Source organism: Oceanobacillus sp. FSL W7-1309 (assembly GCF_038002145.1).
In the GTDB taxonomy this organism is placed as follows: Bacteria; Bacillota; Bacilli; order Bacillales; family Amphibacillaceae; genus Oceanobacillus; species Oceanobacillus profundus.
This window is the reverse complement of the sequence record NZ_JBBOBX010000002.1, coordinates 743231-760284: the sequence shown is the minus strand read 5'-3', so window position 1 is coordinate 760284 and position 17054 is coordinate 743231. Positions and strand designations below refer to the sequence as shown.

Genomic DNA, 17054 nt, shown 5'->3' with positions numbered 1-17054 from the left:
AACTTTTTGTAGAATATGTAAAAGAGTATAACAGAAATAAGGAGGAACATTACTTTGGATAAAATTTCAGTGTGTTTAGTTGATGACAACAGAGAGCTCATTCAGTTGATGGAAGATTATTTTGACGAACAAGATGATATTGAAGTTATTGGAACTGCATATAATGGCAGAGATTGTATCGCGATGATGGAGAGTTTGGAACCTGATGTATTAATATTGGATATTATTATGCCACATATCGACGGATTAGCGGTACTAAACACATTAAGAACAATGGATTTAGGAAATAGACCAAATGTTATTATGCTTACAGCATTTGGACAGGAAGAAGTCATGAAAAAAGCAGTTGATTTAGGAGCATCTTATTTTATTTTAAAGCCTTTTGATATGGATAATTTAGCAGATCAAATTCGTCAAGTTCAAGGAAATTCTCCAATAAGCCTTGCAACAAATAAACCGACAAAGAAAGATCGAAAAAAACAGGATCTGGAAGCTAACATTACAAACATTATTCATGAAATTGGTGTGCCAGCCCATATTAAGGGTTACATGTACTTAAGAGAGGCAATTACAATGGTATATAATGATATAGAATTATTAGGTTCAATCACGAAAGTATTATATCCTGATATCGCAAAGAAATTTAATACGACAGCATCACGTGTTGAACGGGCAATTCGCCATGCGATTGAAGTCGCATGGAGCAGAGGCAATATCGATTCCATTTCGGCATTATTCGGTTATACTATTAATATATCTAAGGCCAAACCCACAAATTCGGAGTTCATCGCAATGGTAGCTGATCGTTTACGTTTGGAGAATAAAGTGAGCTAAACGATTGGTTATTATGAATAGCTGGTTCCTACATATAATTATTGTAAACCAGTAGTGTTTGACTATTATGAACAAATATAACAAAAAGAAAGAATAATACTGCAGTGTATGCGGTATTATTCTTTCTTTACTTTATTCAAAAAATGTTTGATAGAGTGAACGGATTGCAGCGTCTATATCAGTATCTTTTATTCCGAACATCATGGACACTTCGGATGAGCCTTGGTTTATCATTTCAATATTCACATTAGCTTTAGCGAATGCAGAAGCAGCTTTTCCGGCAACTCCTACAGTATTTACAAGTCCCTCACCAACAACCATGATTACCGCTAAATCTCTATGTAAACTTACTGTATCTACTTTTAATTCATCTTTAATACGATCAACAACAATTTTCTCTTTATCTTTTGTAAAATTATTTACTCTAAATATAACAGACATGTCATCGATTCCAGATGGTGCATGCTCAAAGGAAATTCCTTCATCCTCAAAAATATTAAGCAACCTACGTCCAAAACCTACTTCACGGTTCATTAAATACTTACTTACATATAAACTACAGAAACCTGTATCACTTGCAATACCAACGACACATTTTTCACTGGCTTCTTTTTCAGCAATAATAAATGTTCCAGGAGCATCTGGATTGTTTGTATTTTTAATACATACTGGAATTTTTTCACGGAATGCAGGAATCAATGCCTCATCATGGAATACAGAAAATCCAGCGTAAGATAATTCACGCATTTCTTTATAGGTAAGTGTTGTTATTTCCTTCGGATTATTGACAATATTCGGATTAACAGAATAGACAGAATCAACATCTGTGAAATTTTCATAGATTTCAGCTTTTACTCCTGCGGCAACGATGGAACCGGTAATATCTGATCCACCTCTCGAGAAGGTTACTAATTTCCCGGTTTTTGAATAGCCGAAGAAACCAGGTATAACTAGGATATGATCTTTTTCTCGTAGTTTATAGAGGAGCTCGAAGCTCTCCGGTAAAATTTGCGCATTTCCTGGTTCCTCGCTAACAAATATACCGGCATCCTTTGGATTCATATATTGTGCTGAAATATTATTTTGATTTAAATAGGCGCTTAGTATTTTGGCGGAACTGTCTTCACCAATTGCTTTAATCGCATCCATTTTACTTTCAGGCTTACCCTCTACCCTTAGGGCCACCTTTATGTTATTTTCAATTTCGCTTAGTAAAGATAGGTCGATTTCTAAATCATTAATAATTTCTTGGAATCGCTCTAGTATAGCTACAAGAAAAACCTCATAGTTTTGTTGATTATGATAGGCGTTTCCAAGTTGGATTAACAAATCTGTAACTTTTGTATCATTTTTAAACCTTTTCCCTGGTGCTGATACGACGATAAATTTTCGCTTGGGATCACTTTTAATAATATTCCCAACTTTACGTAATTGCTCGGCATTTGCAACGGAGCTACCGCCGAATTTTGCTACTTTCATGATCGGATCCCCCTAAACAGAAACTTAATTTTCTTACTAATATACCATATTTATTCTTTAAAATCGTGTAAATATATAAAAAAAAGACGGAAATTCTCCATCTTTTTTTCTAAAGCGCTTTATTTTCACTTTTTTGTTTAATCTTTTGTCTTTTTCTATCTCGGTAGATTATAAATCCTCCTAAAAAAAGCAGCCCCAAAATAAAGAGGAGAAGCCCAATTGTGAATTGGATTCCAGGATAGAAGAAATAGGCATAGAAATCGTCAAAAATTGTATCGCGCATTAATTTAATTCCAATCGCTGCAATTATGCCCGGTATAAAAAGTAATAGTAATGCTAAAAATCGACCCATGTATGTTCCCCTTTAAATTCTATATTACATTCAAATAATAGTATAACAAAAGCGAAGCAAAATAGAAATCATTCTAGATTTGCCAAAATATGCAGGCTGACGTATGATAAATGTATGCAAAATAATGCAAGGTGGGATGGCATGAAACGTGTGTTGATTGTTGGGGCTGGTAAAGGGGGAAGTGCACTCTTCAATATTCTTCAAGCTACAGAGTCGATGGAAATAGCTGCAGTTGTTGATATTAACGAAGATGCAAACGGGTTAAAATTAGCACGTCGAGCAAAGATTCCGGTAAGTGTGGACTGGGAGCCATGGGTACATAATGATATTGATATTATTATTGAAGCAACTGGTGATGATCAAATCCTAGAACAGATAATTGAAAAAAGACCGCGGAGAACTGTTGTAATCCCAGGATCTGTTGCTTATATCATATCAGAGCTGCTTTTTGAAAAAGAAGCGTTGATGGATAAGGTGAAATACCAATCAAAAAATCAAGAGCTCATACTAAACCATATTCATGACGGTATGATCGTCATGAATAAGAATGAAAATATCCAGTTTATCAATAAAAGTGCGGAAAAAATAATTGGTAAATCAAGAAAACAGTATATAGGAACACATATAAAAGAGCTTATTACAGATTCGAGACTTCCTCACGTTTTACAAACACAACGAAAAGAAGTAAATCAAAAGCTAACACTACCAAATGGGAAAAAGATTATAACAACACGGATTCCCATTATAAATGAAATAGGAGAACTAATTGGTGCTTTTGCAGTATTTAAAGATATTACAGAAGTCATGAAGCTAGCCGAGGAAAATACGGACTTGAACGAGATCAAAACGATGTTGGAAGCAATTATCAAATCGTCTGATGAAGCAATTAGTGTCGTTGACGAGAATGGAAATGGTCTTATTATTAACCCTGCATATACACGAATTACAGGGTTGAAGGAAAAAGATGTAATTGGAAAGCCTGCAACCGTTGATATTTCTGAGGGAGAAAGTATGCATTTGAAAGTACTTCAAACACGTAGAGCTGTACGGGGTGTGCGTATGAAGGTAGGACCAGGTAAAAAGGAAGTCCTCGTTAATGTCGCACCGATTATCGTGAATGGAGTTATTAAAGGCAGTGTAGGTGTATTGCATGATGTATCAGAAATTCAAGCATTAACAAAGGAATTAAAGCATGCAAGGCAAATCATTCGAAACTTAGAAGCTCGTTATACGTTTGATGATATTATTGGGAGTTCATCGGAAATGAAACTAGCTCTTGAGCAAGCGAAGGTCGGAGCGAAAACCCCTGCAATAGTCCTATTAAGGGGCGATTCAGGCACTGGTAAAGAATTATTTGCCCATGCGATTCATAATGAGAGTGATCGGAAACACAATAAGTTTATCCGAGTAAATTGTGCAGCTATTGCAGAGTCATTACTAGAAAGTGAATTATTTGGTTATGTAGAGGGGGCTTTTACAGGTGCAATGCAAGGTGGGAAAAAGGGCCTCTTTGAGGAAGCAAATCATGGAAGTATCTTTCTTGATGAAATCGGGGAATTATCGTTATCCATGCAGGCCAAGCTCTTGCGTGTATTACAAGAAAATGAAATTGTTCGAGTCGGCGGAACAAAACCGGTTTCGATTGATGTACGAGTAATCACTGCAACAAATGTCAATCTTGAAAAGGCAATTATGAATAATACATTTCGAGAAGATTTATATTATAGACTAAATCGGCTTCCTATCTTCATTCCTTCAGTTAAGGAAAGACTTAATGATTTGCCAGATCTTATACAGCATATTATTCAGAAAATCAATCAAGACTATGGTCGTAATGTACAAACGATATCAAAAGAGGCATTAAATAAATTAAAGCAATATCATTGGCCTGGGAATGTACGCGAGCTAGAAAATGTTATTGGTCGTGCCATGATATTTATGGACATGAATGAAGAGGTAATTGACAAGAAGTACATCCCAACGTTACAAGCTTTGTCTCTACCGGCGAAATCATCTATTGATGAGAGAATTAAAGGAGAAAGTACGTTACAGGATGCGATTAATCAATTTGAAAAAGCGTATATTTCCAAAACATATGAACAAAATGAATTCAATAAAACAAAAACGGCCAAAGCTTTAAATGTATCGATTCGAAATTTATATTATAAGATGAAGAAATATAATCTCGAATGAATTATTAAGCATGCAATATTTTGCATGGTTAAAAAAGTTGCAGGCTTACATTTGTGGGTTTTAAGGCATTTCCGCACAGCTTTATAGTTGGCATGGTTTTTGCTGAATACTACTGATGGAATAATATATGCGATTAAGAAATTAGTGCTTAATTAGGTAATATAGGAGGAATTTATATGGAAATCTTTACTTATTTAGAAGAATACGATTATGAGCAATTGGTTTTTTGTCAAGATAAAAATTCAGGCTTGAAAGCTATTATTGCTATTCATGATACGACATTAGGCCCTGCATTGGGCGGAACAAGAATGTGGAAATATAATTCTGAAGATGAAGCGATTGAAGATGCTCTTCGTCTGGCTAGAGGAATGACCTATAAAAATGCTGCAGCGGGACTTGATCTAGGAGGAGGAAAAACGGTTATTATCGGTGATCCACGAACAGATAAAAATCCAGAAATGTTCCGGGCCTTCGGTCGCTATATACAAGGACTAAATGGACGGTATATAACTGCTGAAGATGTAGGAACCACTGTACAAGATATGGATCTCATTCATTTGGAAACAGATTTTGTAACTGGAACTTCATCCTATTCAGGGGCTTCAGGAAACCCATCACCTGTTACTGCTTATGGTGTCTATAAAGGAATTAAAGCATCAGCGAAAGAAGCTTTTGGCGATGAATCGTTAGAAGGAAAAACAATTGCAGTTCAAGGTATTGGAAATGTTGCATATGCGCTCTGTGAATATTTGCATAAAGACGGTGCACAGCTTATTGTAACAGATATTAATAAAGAGGCAGTAAACCGGGCTGTCGAGGCTTTTGGAGCTAAGGCTGTAGATCCTAATGATATTTATGATGTTGCATGTGATATCTACACACCTTGTGCGTTAGGAGCAACAATCAATGACAATACGATTCCAAGATTAAAAGCGAAAGTAATTGCAGGCTCTGCAAATAATCAACTAAAATCCACGGAACATGGCGACCTCATTCATGAAAAAGGGATTGTCTATGCTCCAGACTACGTCATCAATGCCGGGGGCGTAATTAATGTAGCCGATGAATTAATGGGCTTTAATGCGGAACGTGCAATGAAAAAAGTGGAAACCATTTATGATAATCTTGAACGTGTGTTTGAAATTTCGAAGCGTGATAATATTCCTACCTACTTGGCTGCTGATCGTATGGCGGAAGAAAGAATCGAATCGTTCCGAAATTCCAGAAGTCAATTTTTAAGGAATGGACATCACACATTAAGTAGAAGATAAGTGTTTTAATCATTTAGCAAAGAAGTGTAATCCAACATAACGGATTCTAAGAAAAAAATATATTTTAAAGAATTCCATTAACGAACGCTAAGTTTTTAAATGAGGTGACCGGTTTGCAAGAGACGTATCGAATATTAGTTGTAAATCCTGGAACCACGTCAACTAAAGTAGGGGTTTTCGATAACGAAATATGCATCGTAGAAAAAACAATCGTACATCAGCAGGCAGAATTAGAAGCTCATTATCGTGTAATGGGACAATCGAAACTTCGTACGCAGGATATTCTTGAACAGCTAAAGTATGTAGGAATTAATATTTCCAGAATTCATGCAGTATGTGGGCGTGGTGGATTGCTGAGACCAATCGAAGGCGGTACGTATCAAGTAAATACCGCCATGCTATACGACTTGAAAACCGGTTATAACGGTGAGCATCCATCAAATCTTGGGGGAATAATAGCATTTGAGATTGCATCGGGGTTAAATATCGATGCCTACATTGTTGACCCTGTCGTTGTCGACGAGCTTGATGATGTTGCTCGATACTCGGGTATTCCCGAAATTCCAAGGAAAAGTATTTTTCATGCATTGAATCATAAGGCAGCGGCAAGAAAAGCTGCTGCAAGCTTAGATTTGAAGTACGAGGATATCAATGTGATTGTTGCTCATATCGGTGAAGGAATTACAATAGGGGCACATCGCAAGGGCATGGTTATTGATGTAAACAATGGGTTAGATGGAGAAGGTCCATTTTCCTGGAATCGAGCAGGAAGCACCCCAGTTGGAGGCTTAGTTGAACTCTGTTTTTCCGGAACATACAACTATGAAGCAATGAAGAAAAAAATAGTTGGTCATGGTGGTCTGATGGCTCATCTTGAAACAAATGATGTAAGTGAGGTAGAACAAAGAATTGAACAAGGTGAGATAAAAGCAAAAGAAGTATTTGAAGCAATGGCATATCAGATTGCCAAAGAAATTGGTGCAATGAGTACAGTCTTGCGTGGTGATGTTCATGCTATTATTTTCACAGGAAAGCATGCTTATCGAGAAAGTCTTACCAGTTCGATTACCAAACAAGTCAATTGGATTGCAGACACGGTTATAATCCCAGGCGAGAATGAACTACAGGCATTAAATGAAGGTGTGTTACGTGTGCTTCGAGGAGAAGAACAGCTTAAGGTCTATACGAATCTCGAGTAAAGGAGTGAATTTAAGATGACAAAAGAATATGATTTAGTTGTTTTAGGTGGTGGAACAGGAGGCTATGTTGCAGCAATAAGAGCTTCACAGCTCGGGATGCAAGTAGCGATTGTTGAAAAGGGTGAACTTGGAGGTACATGTCTTCACCAGGGCTGTATTCCATCCAAAGCATTATTGCGGAGCGCTGAAGTATATAGACAAACAAGTGAGGCAAGTCTGTTTGGTGTAGAAACAGAACGCATAGCTCTGAATTTTAGCAAAGTACAAGAAAGAAAGCAATCGATTATTAACACATTACATCAAGGCGTACAAGGCTTAATGAAAAAAGGAAAAATCGATGTAATTAATGGATTTGGACGGATACTTGGACCAAGTATTTTTTCACCTATGCCAGGTACTATTTCTGTTGAACATGAGAATGGTGAAGAAAACACAATGATCGTTCCAAAAAATGTGTTAATTGCTACAGGTTCAAAGCCAAAGACTTTACCAGGACTTCCAATAGATGGACATTTCGTAATGAGTTCAGATGAGGCGCTGCAAATGGAAAAATTACCAGACTCAATTCTTATTGTCGGCGCAGGTGTAATCGGAATTGAATGGGCGTCCATGCTCACAGATTTTGGCGTAACTGTAACAGTTGTTGAATACCTGAATCAAATACTGCCAACAGAGGACGAAGCAATTGCGAAAGAAGCTGAACGACTTCTTAAGAAAAAAGGGGTTACGTTTATTAAAGGAGCAAACATACAAACAGAGACTTTACATACTGATCAAGGCATTTCCATTGAGGTAGAAATAGATAATAAAAAACAGTCACTCCAAGCTGAAAGGATGCTTGTCTCAGTTGGCAGGGAAGCCAATACAGTAAATATAGGAATTGAAAACACAGATATTGTTCTCAGTAATGGCTATATTCAAACGAACGATTATTTCCAAACAAAAGAATCGCATATTTATGCTATCGGCGATGTTATTGGAGGTATGCAACTCGCACATGTTGCTTCCCGTGAAGGAATTGTCGCTATTGAGCATATGGCAGGAAAAGAAACATACCCAATTAACTACGAAAATGTTCCGACGTGTATCTATTCCAGCCCGGAAATTGCAAGTGTTGGTTTAACTGAAAAAGCAGCAAAAGAAAAAGGGTATGATATTAAAGTTGGTAAATTTCCTTTTAAAGCAATAGGAAAGGCATTAGTATTCGGAGAATCAGACGGTTTTGTGAAAATTATTGCAGATAAAAAGACAAATGATATTTTAGGAATTCATATGATTGGCCCTCATGTTACAGATTTAATATCTGAGGCCGGTCTTGCTAAAGTACTAGATGCAACACCATGGGAACTATCACAATCGATTCATCCTCACCCAGCATTATCAGAGATTATTGGCGAAGCAGCACTTGCTGTAGAAGGTGAACAGATTCATGGGTAACAGCTATTCAAATTCTTGCTCAATAAGCAAGTGACTTATTAAATTTCGGAAAAAATAGGGAGGGAAAAGTATGACAAAAAAACGACATCAGGAACTAGGTTTAACGGATGAACAGGTTTTAGAGATGTATAAAACGATGCTTTTAGCTAGAAAGCTTGATGAACGCATGTGGTTATTGAATCGATCAGGAAAGATACCATTTGTTATTTCTTGCCAAGGACAGGAAGCAGCACAGGTGGGCGCAGCTTTTGCTTTAAATAGGAAAGAAGACTATATTGCACCATATTATCGAGACATGGGTGTTGTCCTTGCATTTGGAATGACTGCAAAGGAGTTAATGTTATCTGCATTTGCTAAAGCAGATGACCCTAACTCTGGCGGAAGACAAATGCCAGGGCATTTTGGTCAAAAGAAAAATCGGATTTTATCTGGTTCTTCACCAGTTACAACACAAGTACCACATGCCGTGGGAGTCGCTCTTGCCGCGAAAATGGAAAAGAAAGATGTTGTCAGCTTCGTTACATTAGGAGAAGGTTCCTCCAACCAAGGTGATTTCCATGAAGGATTGAACTTTGCTGGTGTGCATAAATTACCGGTCATAACCATGGTCGAAAATAATAAATATGCCATTTCCGTTCCATATGATCGCCAGGTTGCAAGTAATAATATTGCAGATCGTGCACAAGGCTATGGGATGCCTGGAGTAACCATTGATGGCAATGATCCATTAGCTGTATATCAAGCGGTGAAAGAAGCTCGAAATCGAGCAATTCGTGGTGAAGGTCCTTCATTAATTGAAGCTGTCTGCTATCGTCTAACTGCACATTCAAGTGATGATGATGATCGCACGTATCGTGAGAAAGGCGAAGTGGAAGAGGCTAAGAAAAATGATTCTGTTATTACGTTTGCAAGCTACTTAAAAGAAAATGAGATACTGACAGACTCGGTTGAACAACGTTTGAATGATGAGATCACAAAAATCATAAATGAAGCTACTGATTTTGCTGAAAATGCGGCTTACGCAGAAGCAGAAGATACACTTAAATATGTTTATGAAGAAAAGTAGTAGGGAGGGGAACCAAATATGCCAGTAATGTCTTATATTCAGGCAGTGACAACTGCATTAAGAGAAGAAATGCAGCGCGATGAAAAGGTTTTTATTCTAGGTGAGGATGTCGGCAAAAAAGGAGGCGTCTTTCGAGCAACTGACGGTTTGTATGAAACATTCGGTGAAGCTCGCGTTTTAGATACTCCTTTAGCAGAATCAGCTATTGCAGGTGTTGGGATTGGAGCGGCCATGTATGGAATGCGACCTGTTGCAGAAATGCAATTCGCTGATTTTATTATGCCTGCTGTAAACCAAATTATTTCTGAAGCAGCAAAGATGCGCTATCGATCAAATAATGACTGGAGTGTACCAATGACAATTCGTGCTCCCTACGGCGGAGGTGTCCACGGAGCGCTCTATCACTCGCAATCGGTTGAAGCTATATTTGCGAATCAGCCAGGACTTAAAATAGTAATGCCTTCCACTCCTTATGATGTGAAAGGACTTTTAAAAGCGGCTATTCGCGATAACGATCCTGTTCTATTTTTTGAACATAAACGAGCATATCGTTTACTAAAGGGTGAAGTTCCTGAAGACGACTATGTGCTTCCGATTGGCAAAGCGGATGTAAAGCGTGAAGGAGAAGATATTACAGTCATTACCTATGGTTTATGCGTGCATTTTGCATTACAGGCTGCCGAAAAGCTAGCAGAAGATGGGATCAATGCGCATATTCTGGACTTACGAACGGTCTATCCGCTTGATCAGGAAGCAATTATTGAAGCAGCAAAGAAAACTGGTAAGGTTTTACTTATAACAGAGGACAATAAGGAAGGTAGTATCATTGGTGAGGTTGCAGCAATTATTGCTGAACATTGTCTTTTTGATTTAGATGCACCAATTAATCGATTAGCAGGACCTGATGTCCCTGCAATGCCATATGCACCGACCATGGAAAAGTATTTTATGATGAATCCGGATAAAGTAGAAAAGGCAATGCGCGATTTAGCAGAATATTAATTACGAAGGAGGGAGAAGCAAATGGCTACTGAAAAAATTACAATGCCCCAGCTCGGCGAAAGTGTAACGGAAGGAACAATTAGTACATGGCTCGTTAAAGTTGGAGATCAAGTAACTAAATATGACCCAATTGCTGAAGTAATGACAGATAAAGTAAATGCAGAGGTTCCATCCTCCTATACAGGGATAATCAAAGAGCTTACTGCAGACGAGGGTGATACGGTTGCTGTCGGTGAGTTAATTTGCTATATCGATACAGAGGAACCGAGTAATCGTACCGAATCTACTGAAAGCAAACTAGCAGAAGCAGAGCCTTCCAAACCAACAGATGTAGATGATTCGATGAAAAAACGCTATTCTCCTGCAGTGCTTCGATTAGCACAAGAAAACGATATTAATTTAGAACACGTAACAGGTTCAGGTCGTGGAGGAAGAATTACAAGAAAAGACATCGAAAAAATAATTGCTTCTGGTGAAATTCCAACAGATATAGGTGAAATGAAAGAAACGATTCAAGGTTCGTCTAGCACGAGAGATGAAACAAAAAATGACATATTTGTAGAAACGAAAGCCGGTGATATTGAAATTCCTGTCAAAGGTGTTCGTAAAGTAATAGCTGAAAATATGGTCAAATCAAAACAGGAAATCCCTCATGCTTGGATGACTGTTGAAGTTGATGTAAGTGATCTTGTAACATATCGGAATAAAGTCAAGAATGCTTTTAAAAAAGATGAAGGATTTAGTTTAACTTATTTTTCCTTTTTCGTAAAAGCAGTTGCACAAGCCTTGAAAGAATACCCTCAATTAAATAGCATGTGGGCAGGCGATAAGATTATTCAGAAAAAGGATATTCACCTTTCGATTGCTGTGGCAAAAGAGAACGAGCTTTTTGTTCCAGTTATTAAGCATGCAGACGAAAAAACAGTTAAAGCAATTGCTCGAGATGTCCATGAACTTGCAATGAAAGCACGAAACGGCAAATTAACTGCACAGGATATGCAAGGTGGAACGTTTACTGTTAACAATACGGGTTCATTTGGATCAATTTCCTCAATGGGGGTTATTAACTATCCACAGGCTGCAATCTTACAGGTAGAATCAATCGTTAAACGCCCAGTAATTATTAATGACATGTTTGCAGCACGTGATATTGTAAATCTCTCCCTATCGTTGGATCACCGTATCTTAGATGGTCTTGTATGCGGCAGATTTTTATCAAGGGTTAAAGAAATACTTGAGAGTATGAATGAGCATACGATCAATTTGTATTAATGCTTTATACTTTCTTCAGATTTATAAATTGAAAAATAGGCCTAGACTTGATAAGCTAAAGAAGAATATTTATACAAATTAACGTAAAGGGATGGAGATGCTAAATGGATTTTAATTTATTCATGCAGGATGTTGTTGATGCTGCACGAAAAGATATAACCGAAGCAGGATATAAAGAGTTAAAAACTCCAGAGGAAGTAGATGCTGTACTTAGTGAAAAAGGAACAACACTCGTTATGATCAATTCAACATGTGGATGTGCTGGTGGAGTTGCACGTCCGGCAGCTGCCCATTCAGTTCATTTTGATAAACGTCCAGATAATCTTGTAACAGTTTTCGCCGGTCAAGACCGTGAAGCAACTGAAAAAGCACGTGAATACTTTGAAGGGTATCCTCCTTCTTCACCTTCATTTGCTTTACTAAAGGATGGCAAGATTGTAACAATGATTGAACGTCATGACATCGAGGGTCATAGCCCTATGGAAGTAACTACAAAATTACAAACAATTTTTGATGAGCATTGTACTGAACTTTAATTGATTTTAGAATAAAAAAGAGACTGTCATGTAAGTCAGTCTCTTTTTTATAACTTGAAATCAGCTGAACAGATTAATTTTTTCAAGGAGTATGAAAAATGAAGATTGGCTATCGGACGATTAAAACAGCTATTGGTACACCTTTAGCTATATCTATTGCTCAGCTATTAGGCTTGACGAACTTTGTATCAGCTGGAATTCTAACTATCTTGTGTATTCAGCCCTCTAGAAAGAGATCTTACTACAGCGCTTTGCACAGGTTTACAGCATGTATCATTGCTACACTATATGCTTACATTTTCTTCGAGTGGATCGCTTATCATCCTCTTGTCCTCGGTATTATGTTAATTGTTTTCATACCTACAACTGTTTTTCTTAAGGTAACTCCTGGTATAGCAACGAGCTCGGTTGTTATTTTAAACTTATACAGTGCTTCCTCCATAACATTGGCATCTCTATTCGATCAATTTCTATTAATTGTTGTTGGTATTGGCGTTGGGCTCTTATTAAATTTGTATATGCCGAGTCTGGATAAACCGTTAAAAGAAAAACAACAAAAATTGGAACAGAATTTCACGATTATTTTATATGAATACTCTCAGTACATTCGATATAAGCATACGACTTGGAAAGGAGACGAACTTGCGGAATCAGAGGATATTTTACTAGAAGCGAATACGCTAGTAGAACGTGATAGAGAAAATCATTTACTACGAAATAAACATCCATATCGAGATTATTTCCGAATGCGAACTAGGCAATTTGAGTTATTGAAAAAAATGCTTCCGCTTGTGTCGAGACTACCAGATGCTGACCCAATTGGTGAAAAAATTGCTGAATTTTTTGAAGGGCTTTCCAAAAATGTTCATCCAGGAAATACTGCAATTATTTATCTTGATCAATTAAAAGAACTACGATCCCAAATTAATGAGGAAGAACTCCCTAAGACCAGAGAGGATTTTGAAGCTAGGGCAAATTTATTCCAATTATTACATGAAATTGAAGATTACTTAATCATCAAGTTGAAATATAAAGAAAGTGATGTTAATGTGTTTAAACGTTTGAAAAATCAAAAAAAGACAAAAAATTAACATGCAAGCTGCAGGCCTTCAATCATTATTATAAAGGCAAAAAAGCAATGTGAAAGCTAATGTTTAACGCTTCATGACACAAATCTCGTGTTATGAAGCGTTAGTTTTTTCCATATGCGATAATAGCATGAATAACTCGAATTTGTTCATGATAACAAATAAGGGAGGTGGGTTTTGATGGCTAAGGATGTATTGTGTGAAGTAAATAGCTGTACGTACTGGGGACCTGGGAACAGATGTCATGCCAATGCGATTTATATTGTTAATCGTAAAGGAAAAGAAGCTTCAAATAGCGAGGAAACAGATTGCAAAACATTTGTCCCAAAAGTTTAATTTTAAAGGGTAACCAATATAATGGTTGCCCTTTAATTATGGTATGACCGGTTACTTGCTAGAAAATTGTCCATCTGTAGGTATCTTAATTATGAAAAAGTGAATACTAGTCACCAAAGGAGTGAATTAAAATGCTTAAATTACAAACCGAAATTGAAGGAATGAAAGCATACTTTGGTGATGTACATAAAATATTTAAAACGAATGGATTTACCTTTTGCAGTAATTTTGACTATGATCATGGAAAGTTTGATATGGCGTTATGTCGAGAAGCAGGTGAAACAATTTACATCAGAATTCCCTTTAATGTCTTGAAAGGTGAATTAGATCGTCCCAGTGCATATATTGAATTTGGACAACCATATGTTATCAAACATGTTGTCAATACAGGACTAGATTGGGACGAAAGTTCATTATTAACGACTACCGGGTTCAATCAGTTTCAAAATCCGATTGATAAGGATGGAAACATAATAGATAAAAGTAGGTGGGAAGAAGCTGGAGAACAACACGTACATCGTATTTATCGCTCCATCAATGACTTGCAAATTTCCTAACATGAAAAAATCGGCCCCTCTCCAATAAAGGGTCGATTTTTTCTGTTTACGCTATTCATCCATCATTAATTGGTTTAATTGTTTTATATGGGCTCTGTCTTCATCTAAATTATGCTTAACAATTTCGAGACTTTTCGAGTCCATATCTCCTCGGATAATTTCCTCCACCTGGTGAATACCCATTTCTTGTCCTTTAAGTACACCTTTAATAATACCTTCATTATAGTCAGGGTAATCTTTCATACGCAACATCAATTCTTGCACAGATAACTTCATTCCGTTATCTTCTACGGCCTTACCACCCAGATTTTGGATTTGTTCGGCAGTCTTTGCAGCATGCTGTTTATGCTCTTGCTGAATACGCTGCAGTTCATTTTTAAGTTTTGGGTCATTGGTATGTTTAATGTAATGCTCATATGCGTGGATGCCCATATACTCTCCTTGTAAATACGCATTTAATTCCTTAACAATATCCTTATCGTTCATTTTGATGTAATCTCCTTTAATATAGTTGCCAAATAGATAGTTTTCAGCCTTATTTTGAGTAAGATACATAATTATATACAATTGGAATTTATGAAGTGAGTTCCTAATCTCTCACTAAATTTAAGACTTTATGCAGCTTCTGTATCATGGCCATTTCAAAATAATTATCAAATGGACAACCTAACTGTTGCACTCGCTCCATAACATTGTCAATTGTAAATAAGGTTGGATAAAGTTCTTCGTTAACTTCTTCCCAAAACAGCGGAGTAGCGACGGTCCCTTCTGTTGTCATCCTAGGGGAATATGGTGCAATCAACGTTTTATCTTTGCCATGTTGAACATAATCAATATATAAACGTCCTTTTCTTTTTTTCTTCATTCGCTCTGTTGTAAAGTATTTAGGATACGTATTCTCAATTGTAACGGCGATTGCCTTCGTGAAGGTTGCGGTTTCTTCGTACGTCATACTTCCGGGTCTTAATGGAATATGAATCTGTAAACCCTTGTTTCCAGATGTTTTAACAAAGGAGATAAGATCTAGATCATCTAATAAAGATTTTATAAGCTTGGCTGCACGAATAGCTAAATGAAAATGTTCTCTGTCAGGTGGGTCTAGATCAAAAGCGATTTCTGCTGGTACAGCGCTTCTGACATGCTGAAAAGGGATATGATATTCCACTGCGCCGTGATTCGCAAACCAGATCAATGCATCTAAACGATCGCAAACAAATGTCCGTTCATTTCCAGAAGGTACAGAAGTGATAAAATCAGGGGCATAGTCCGGTAAATGCTTCTGAAAAAAATGTTCTTTCTCGATACCATCCGGACACCGAATAACCGTTAGTTCCCGGTTTTGAAGAAAGGGGAGCATGTATGGAGAAATTTCCCGCATGAACAAAAGAAGATCCCCCTTTGAAAAATTAGCAGTTGGCCATAGCATTTTTTTCGTGTTAGTTAAATCAATTGTCTTAGGAAGCATTGCTAAATCTAGCTCCAGGTTTGCGAACGTACATTCTTCCGGTTTGCGTTGTGGTAATAGATCAGCAAATTCAGGTTCCCGTAACTCTTCTTTATATAAATCAAGTGTATGGATAGAAGCACAAATGGCTGGAGGCAATAGATAACGTTTTCCTTGTTTTTTCCCATTTGCCATAAATAATTGCTTTACCGTTTGAAACGATTCTCCGTCAAGTCCATGCTTACATTTACCAATTGTTCGTATTTGTTCATGATGAAAAACACCAATATCAAAATAATCGTTGCTCATATCATATGCTGTTAAAAATCCTTGAATTTCCCTCCAATTTTTAATTTTGTACCAATCATGATGTCGCTTTCCAATTTGATAAGTGCTTGTTCTCCTTTTCGCAACAATACCCTCTGCTTTTTGATCAAACATAATTGTGGTAATTAGCTCGTCGCTACGAAATGATTCGATTAGTCGTATACGCGATCCAGTCAGTTTACGGAATATAGCTTCAAGAGCTTTTTTTCTTACGTAAAGTTTTTGGGCTTTATATGAGTTCCCTCTTAACACCAGCAAATCAAACACAATAAATGTAGCTGGCCGAACACGTGCGGCACTTTGGATAGTTTCTTGATTCTTTAATCGTCCTCTCTTTTGGAGCAGGGAAAAATTGCTTTGGTAGTCAGTATTGCAGATAACAAGTTCTCCATCAAATGTTAAGGGTAAAGAAGATTTGATACTTGGATAAAATTTCTTACAAAACGAAGTTATCTCTGGGAAATTTAATGTTAAATCTGTATTATTTCTACTCACTAATGTAATTGTCCCATCCGCACTCCATGTAAACACGCATCTAAATCCATCATATTTCATCTCATAAATCCAATCTTCACCAAGTGGAATTTCAGAAGATATTCTAGGCTTCATAATATCCATTGGAAGCACCTCCATATTCATAAAGTGGCATATTTCGAGAAAA

The 17054-nt window shown here is 37.1% G+C and carries 16 protein-coding genes; 12 read left to right on the top strand and 4 right to left on the bottom strand.

Annotated features, from left to right (window positions below; all coding sequences use genetic code 11):
• Window positions 1-54 precede the first annotated feature (54 nt).
• Window positions 55-834, top strand: coding sequence for a sporulation transcription factor Spo0A (gene spo0A / locus NST46_RS16435; RefSeq protein WP_095306945.1), 780 nt, complete (start codon window positions 55-57; stop codon window positions 832-834).
• Window positions 835-966: 132 nt separating this feature from the next.
• On the opposite strand, the gene NST46_RS16430 is transcribed toward spo0A, so the two are convergent.
• Entirely contained in the window at window positions 967-2313 is a 1347-nt protein-coding gene (locus NST46_RS16430; RefSeq protein ID WP_095306944.1) for an aspartate kinase, read from the bottom strand.
• A gap of 109 nt (window positions 2314-2422) precedes the next feature.
• Window positions 2423-2665: a DUF2627 family protein gene (locus tag NST46_RS16425; RefSeq protein WP_118889632.1), complete on the bottom strand. Its 243-nt coding sequence runs from the start codon at window positions 2663-2665 to the stop codon at window positions 2423-2425.
• Window positions 2666-2806: 141 nt separating this feature from the next.
• Between NST46_RS16425 and NST46_RS16420 the strand changes: the two genes are divergently transcribed.
• From NST46_RS16420 to NST46_RS16370, 11 genes are all read left to right on the top strand, one after another.
• Complete coding sequence (locus NST46_RS16420; RefSeq protein WP_095306941.1) at window positions 2807-4858, top strand: sigma-54 interaction domain-containing protein; 2052 nt, start codon at window positions 2807-2809, stop codon at window positions 4856-4858.
• A 176-nt stretch (window positions 4859-5034) separates the two neighbouring features.
• Window positions 5035-6129, top strand: a complete 1095-nt coding sequence (gene bcd / locus NST46_RS16415; RefSeq protein WP_095306940.1) for a branched-chain amino acid dehydrogenase — start codon at window positions 5035-5037, stop codon at window positions 6127-6129.
• Between the two features lie 113 nt (window positions 6130-6242).
• Window positions 6243-7328 carry a butyrate kinase gene (buk, locus tag NST46_RS16410; protein ID WP_095306939.1) on the top strand — a complete coding sequence of 362 codons (1086 nt, stop codon included), beginning with the start codon at window positions 6243-6245 and terminating at the stop codon, window positions 7326-7328.
• Window positions 7329-7343: 15 nt separating this feature from the next.
• Window positions 7344-8765, top strand: a complete 1422-nt coding sequence (lpdA, locus tag NST46_RS16405; RefSeq protein WP_118889631.1) for a dihydrolipoyl dehydrogenase — start codon at window positions 7344-7346, stop codon at window positions 8763-8765.
• 70 nt (window positions 8766-8835) lie between these two features.
• Window positions 8836-9831, top strand: a complete 996-nt coding sequence (locus NST46_RS16400) for a thiamine pyrophosphate-dependent dehydrogenase E1 component subunit alpha (protein WP_118889630.1) — start codon at window positions 8836-8838, stop codon at window positions 9829-9831.
• Between the two features lie 18 nt (window positions 9832-9849).
• The gene (locus NST46_RS16395; protein WP_095306935.1) at window positions 9850-10833 is read left to right on the top strand and encodes an alpha-ketoacid dehydrogenase subunit beta; all 984 of its coding nucleotides are present in this window, start codon (window positions 9850-9852) and stop codon (window positions 10831-10833) included.
• Between the two features lie 21 nt (window positions 10834-10854).
• On the top strand, window positions 10855-12105 hold the full coding sequence (locus NST46_RS16390) for a dihydrolipoamide acetyltransferase family protein (RefSeq protein ID WP_118889629.1): 1251 nt from the start codon (window positions 10855-10857) through the stop codon (window positions 12103-12105).
• A 104-nt stretch (window positions 12106-12209) separates the two neighbouring features.
• Window positions 12210-12641, top strand: a complete 432-nt coding sequence (locus tag NST46_RS16385) for a BrxA/BrxB family bacilliredoxin (protein ID WP_095306933.1) — start codon at window positions 12210-12212, stop codon at window positions 12639-12641.
• Between the two features lie 98 nt (window positions 12642-12739).
• Window positions 12740-13732 carry an aromatic acid exporter family protein gene (locus NST46_RS16380; protein WP_340001918.1) on the top strand — a complete coding sequence of 331 codons (993 nt, stop codon included), beginning with the start codon at window positions 12740-12742 and terminating at the stop codon, window positions 13730-13732.
• Window positions 13733-13909: 177 nt separating this feature from the next.
• Window positions 13910-14065: a DUF1540 domain-containing protein gene (locus NST46_RS16375; RefSeq protein ID WP_095306931.1), complete on the top strand. Its 156-nt coding sequence runs from the start codon at window positions 13910-13912 to the stop codon at window positions 14063-14065.
• A gap of 131 nt (window positions 14066-14196) precedes the next feature.
• Window positions 14197-14622: a YugN family protein gene (locus NST46_RS16370; protein WP_095306930.1), complete on the top strand. Its 426-nt coding sequence runs from the start codon at window positions 14197-14199 to the stop codon at window positions 14620-14622.
• Window positions 14623-14673: 51 nt separating this feature from the next.
• Here the strand turns inward: NST46_RS16370 and NST46_RS16365 are convergent, their stop codons facing one another.
• A complete protein-coding gene (locus NST46_RS16365; protein ID WP_118889628.1) occupies window positions 14674-15108 on the bottom strand; it encodes a DUF2383 domain-containing protein in 435 nt (144 codons plus the stop codon).
• A 103-nt stretch (window positions 15109-15211) separates the two neighbouring features.
• Entirely contained in the window at window positions 15212-17011 is a 1800-nt protein-coding gene (locus NST46_RS16360; protein ID WP_340001919.1) for a DNA ligase D, read from the bottom strand.
• Between the last annotated feature and the right edge of the window lie 43 nt (window positions 17012-17054).

Bases quoted from the DNA above. Each gene is read 5' to 3' on its own strand.
- NST46_RS16430 (WP_095306944.1), bottom strand. From the start codon at position 2,313: ATGAAAGTAGCAAAATTCGGCGGTAGCTCCGTTGCAAATGCCGAGCAA.
- NST46_RS16375 (WP_095306931.1), top strand. From the start codon at position 13,910: ATGGCTAAGGATGTATTGTGTGAAGTAAATAGCTGTACGTACTGGGGA.
- NST46_RS16395 (WP_095306935.1), top strand. From the start codon at position 9,850: ATGCCAGTAATGTCTTATATTCAGGCAGTGACAACTGCATTAAGAGAA.
- NST46_RS16365 (WP_118889628.1), bottom strand. From the start codon at position 15,108: ATGAACGATAAGGATATTGTTAAGGAATTAAATGCGTATTTACAAGGA.
- bcd (WP_095306940.1), top strand. From the start codon at position 5,035: ATGGAAATCTTTACTTATTTAGAAGAATACGATTATGAGCAATTGGTT.
- NST46_RS16380 (WP_340001918.1), top strand. From the start codon at position 12,740: ATGAAGATTGGCTATCGGACGATTAAAACAGCTATTGGTACACCTTTA.
- NST46_RS16370 (WP_095306930.1), top strand. From the start codon at position 14,197: ATGCTTAAATTACAAACCGAAATTGAAGGAATGAAAGCATACTTTGGT.
- NST46_RS16360 (WP_340001919.1), bottom strand. From the start codon at position 17,011: ATGGATATTATGAAGCCTAGAATATCTTCTGAAATTCCACTTGGTGAA.
- lpdA (WP_118889631.1), top strand. From the start codon at position 7,344: ATGACAAAAGAATATGATTTAGTTGTTTTAGGTGGTGGAACAGGAGGC.
- NST46_RS16400 (WP_118889630.1), top strand. From the start codon at position 8,836: ATGACAAAAAAACGACATCAGGAACTAGGTTTAACGGATGAACAGGTT.
- NST46_RS16425 (WP_118889632.1), bottom strand. From the start codon at position 2,665: ATGGGTCGATTTTTAGCATTACTATTACTTTTTATACCGGGCATAATT.
- NST46_RS16385 (WP_095306933.1), top strand. From the start codon at position 12,210: ATGGATTTTAATTTATTCATGCAGGATGTTGTTGATGCTGCACGAAAA.
- NST46_RS16420 (WP_095306941.1), top strand. From the start codon at position 2,807: ATGAAACGTGTGTTGATTGTTGGGGCTGGTAAAGGGGGAAGTGCACTC.
- NST46_RS16390 (WP_118889629.1), top strand. From the start codon at position 10,855: ATGGCTACTGAAAAAATTACAATGCCCCAGCTCGGCGAAAGTGTAACG.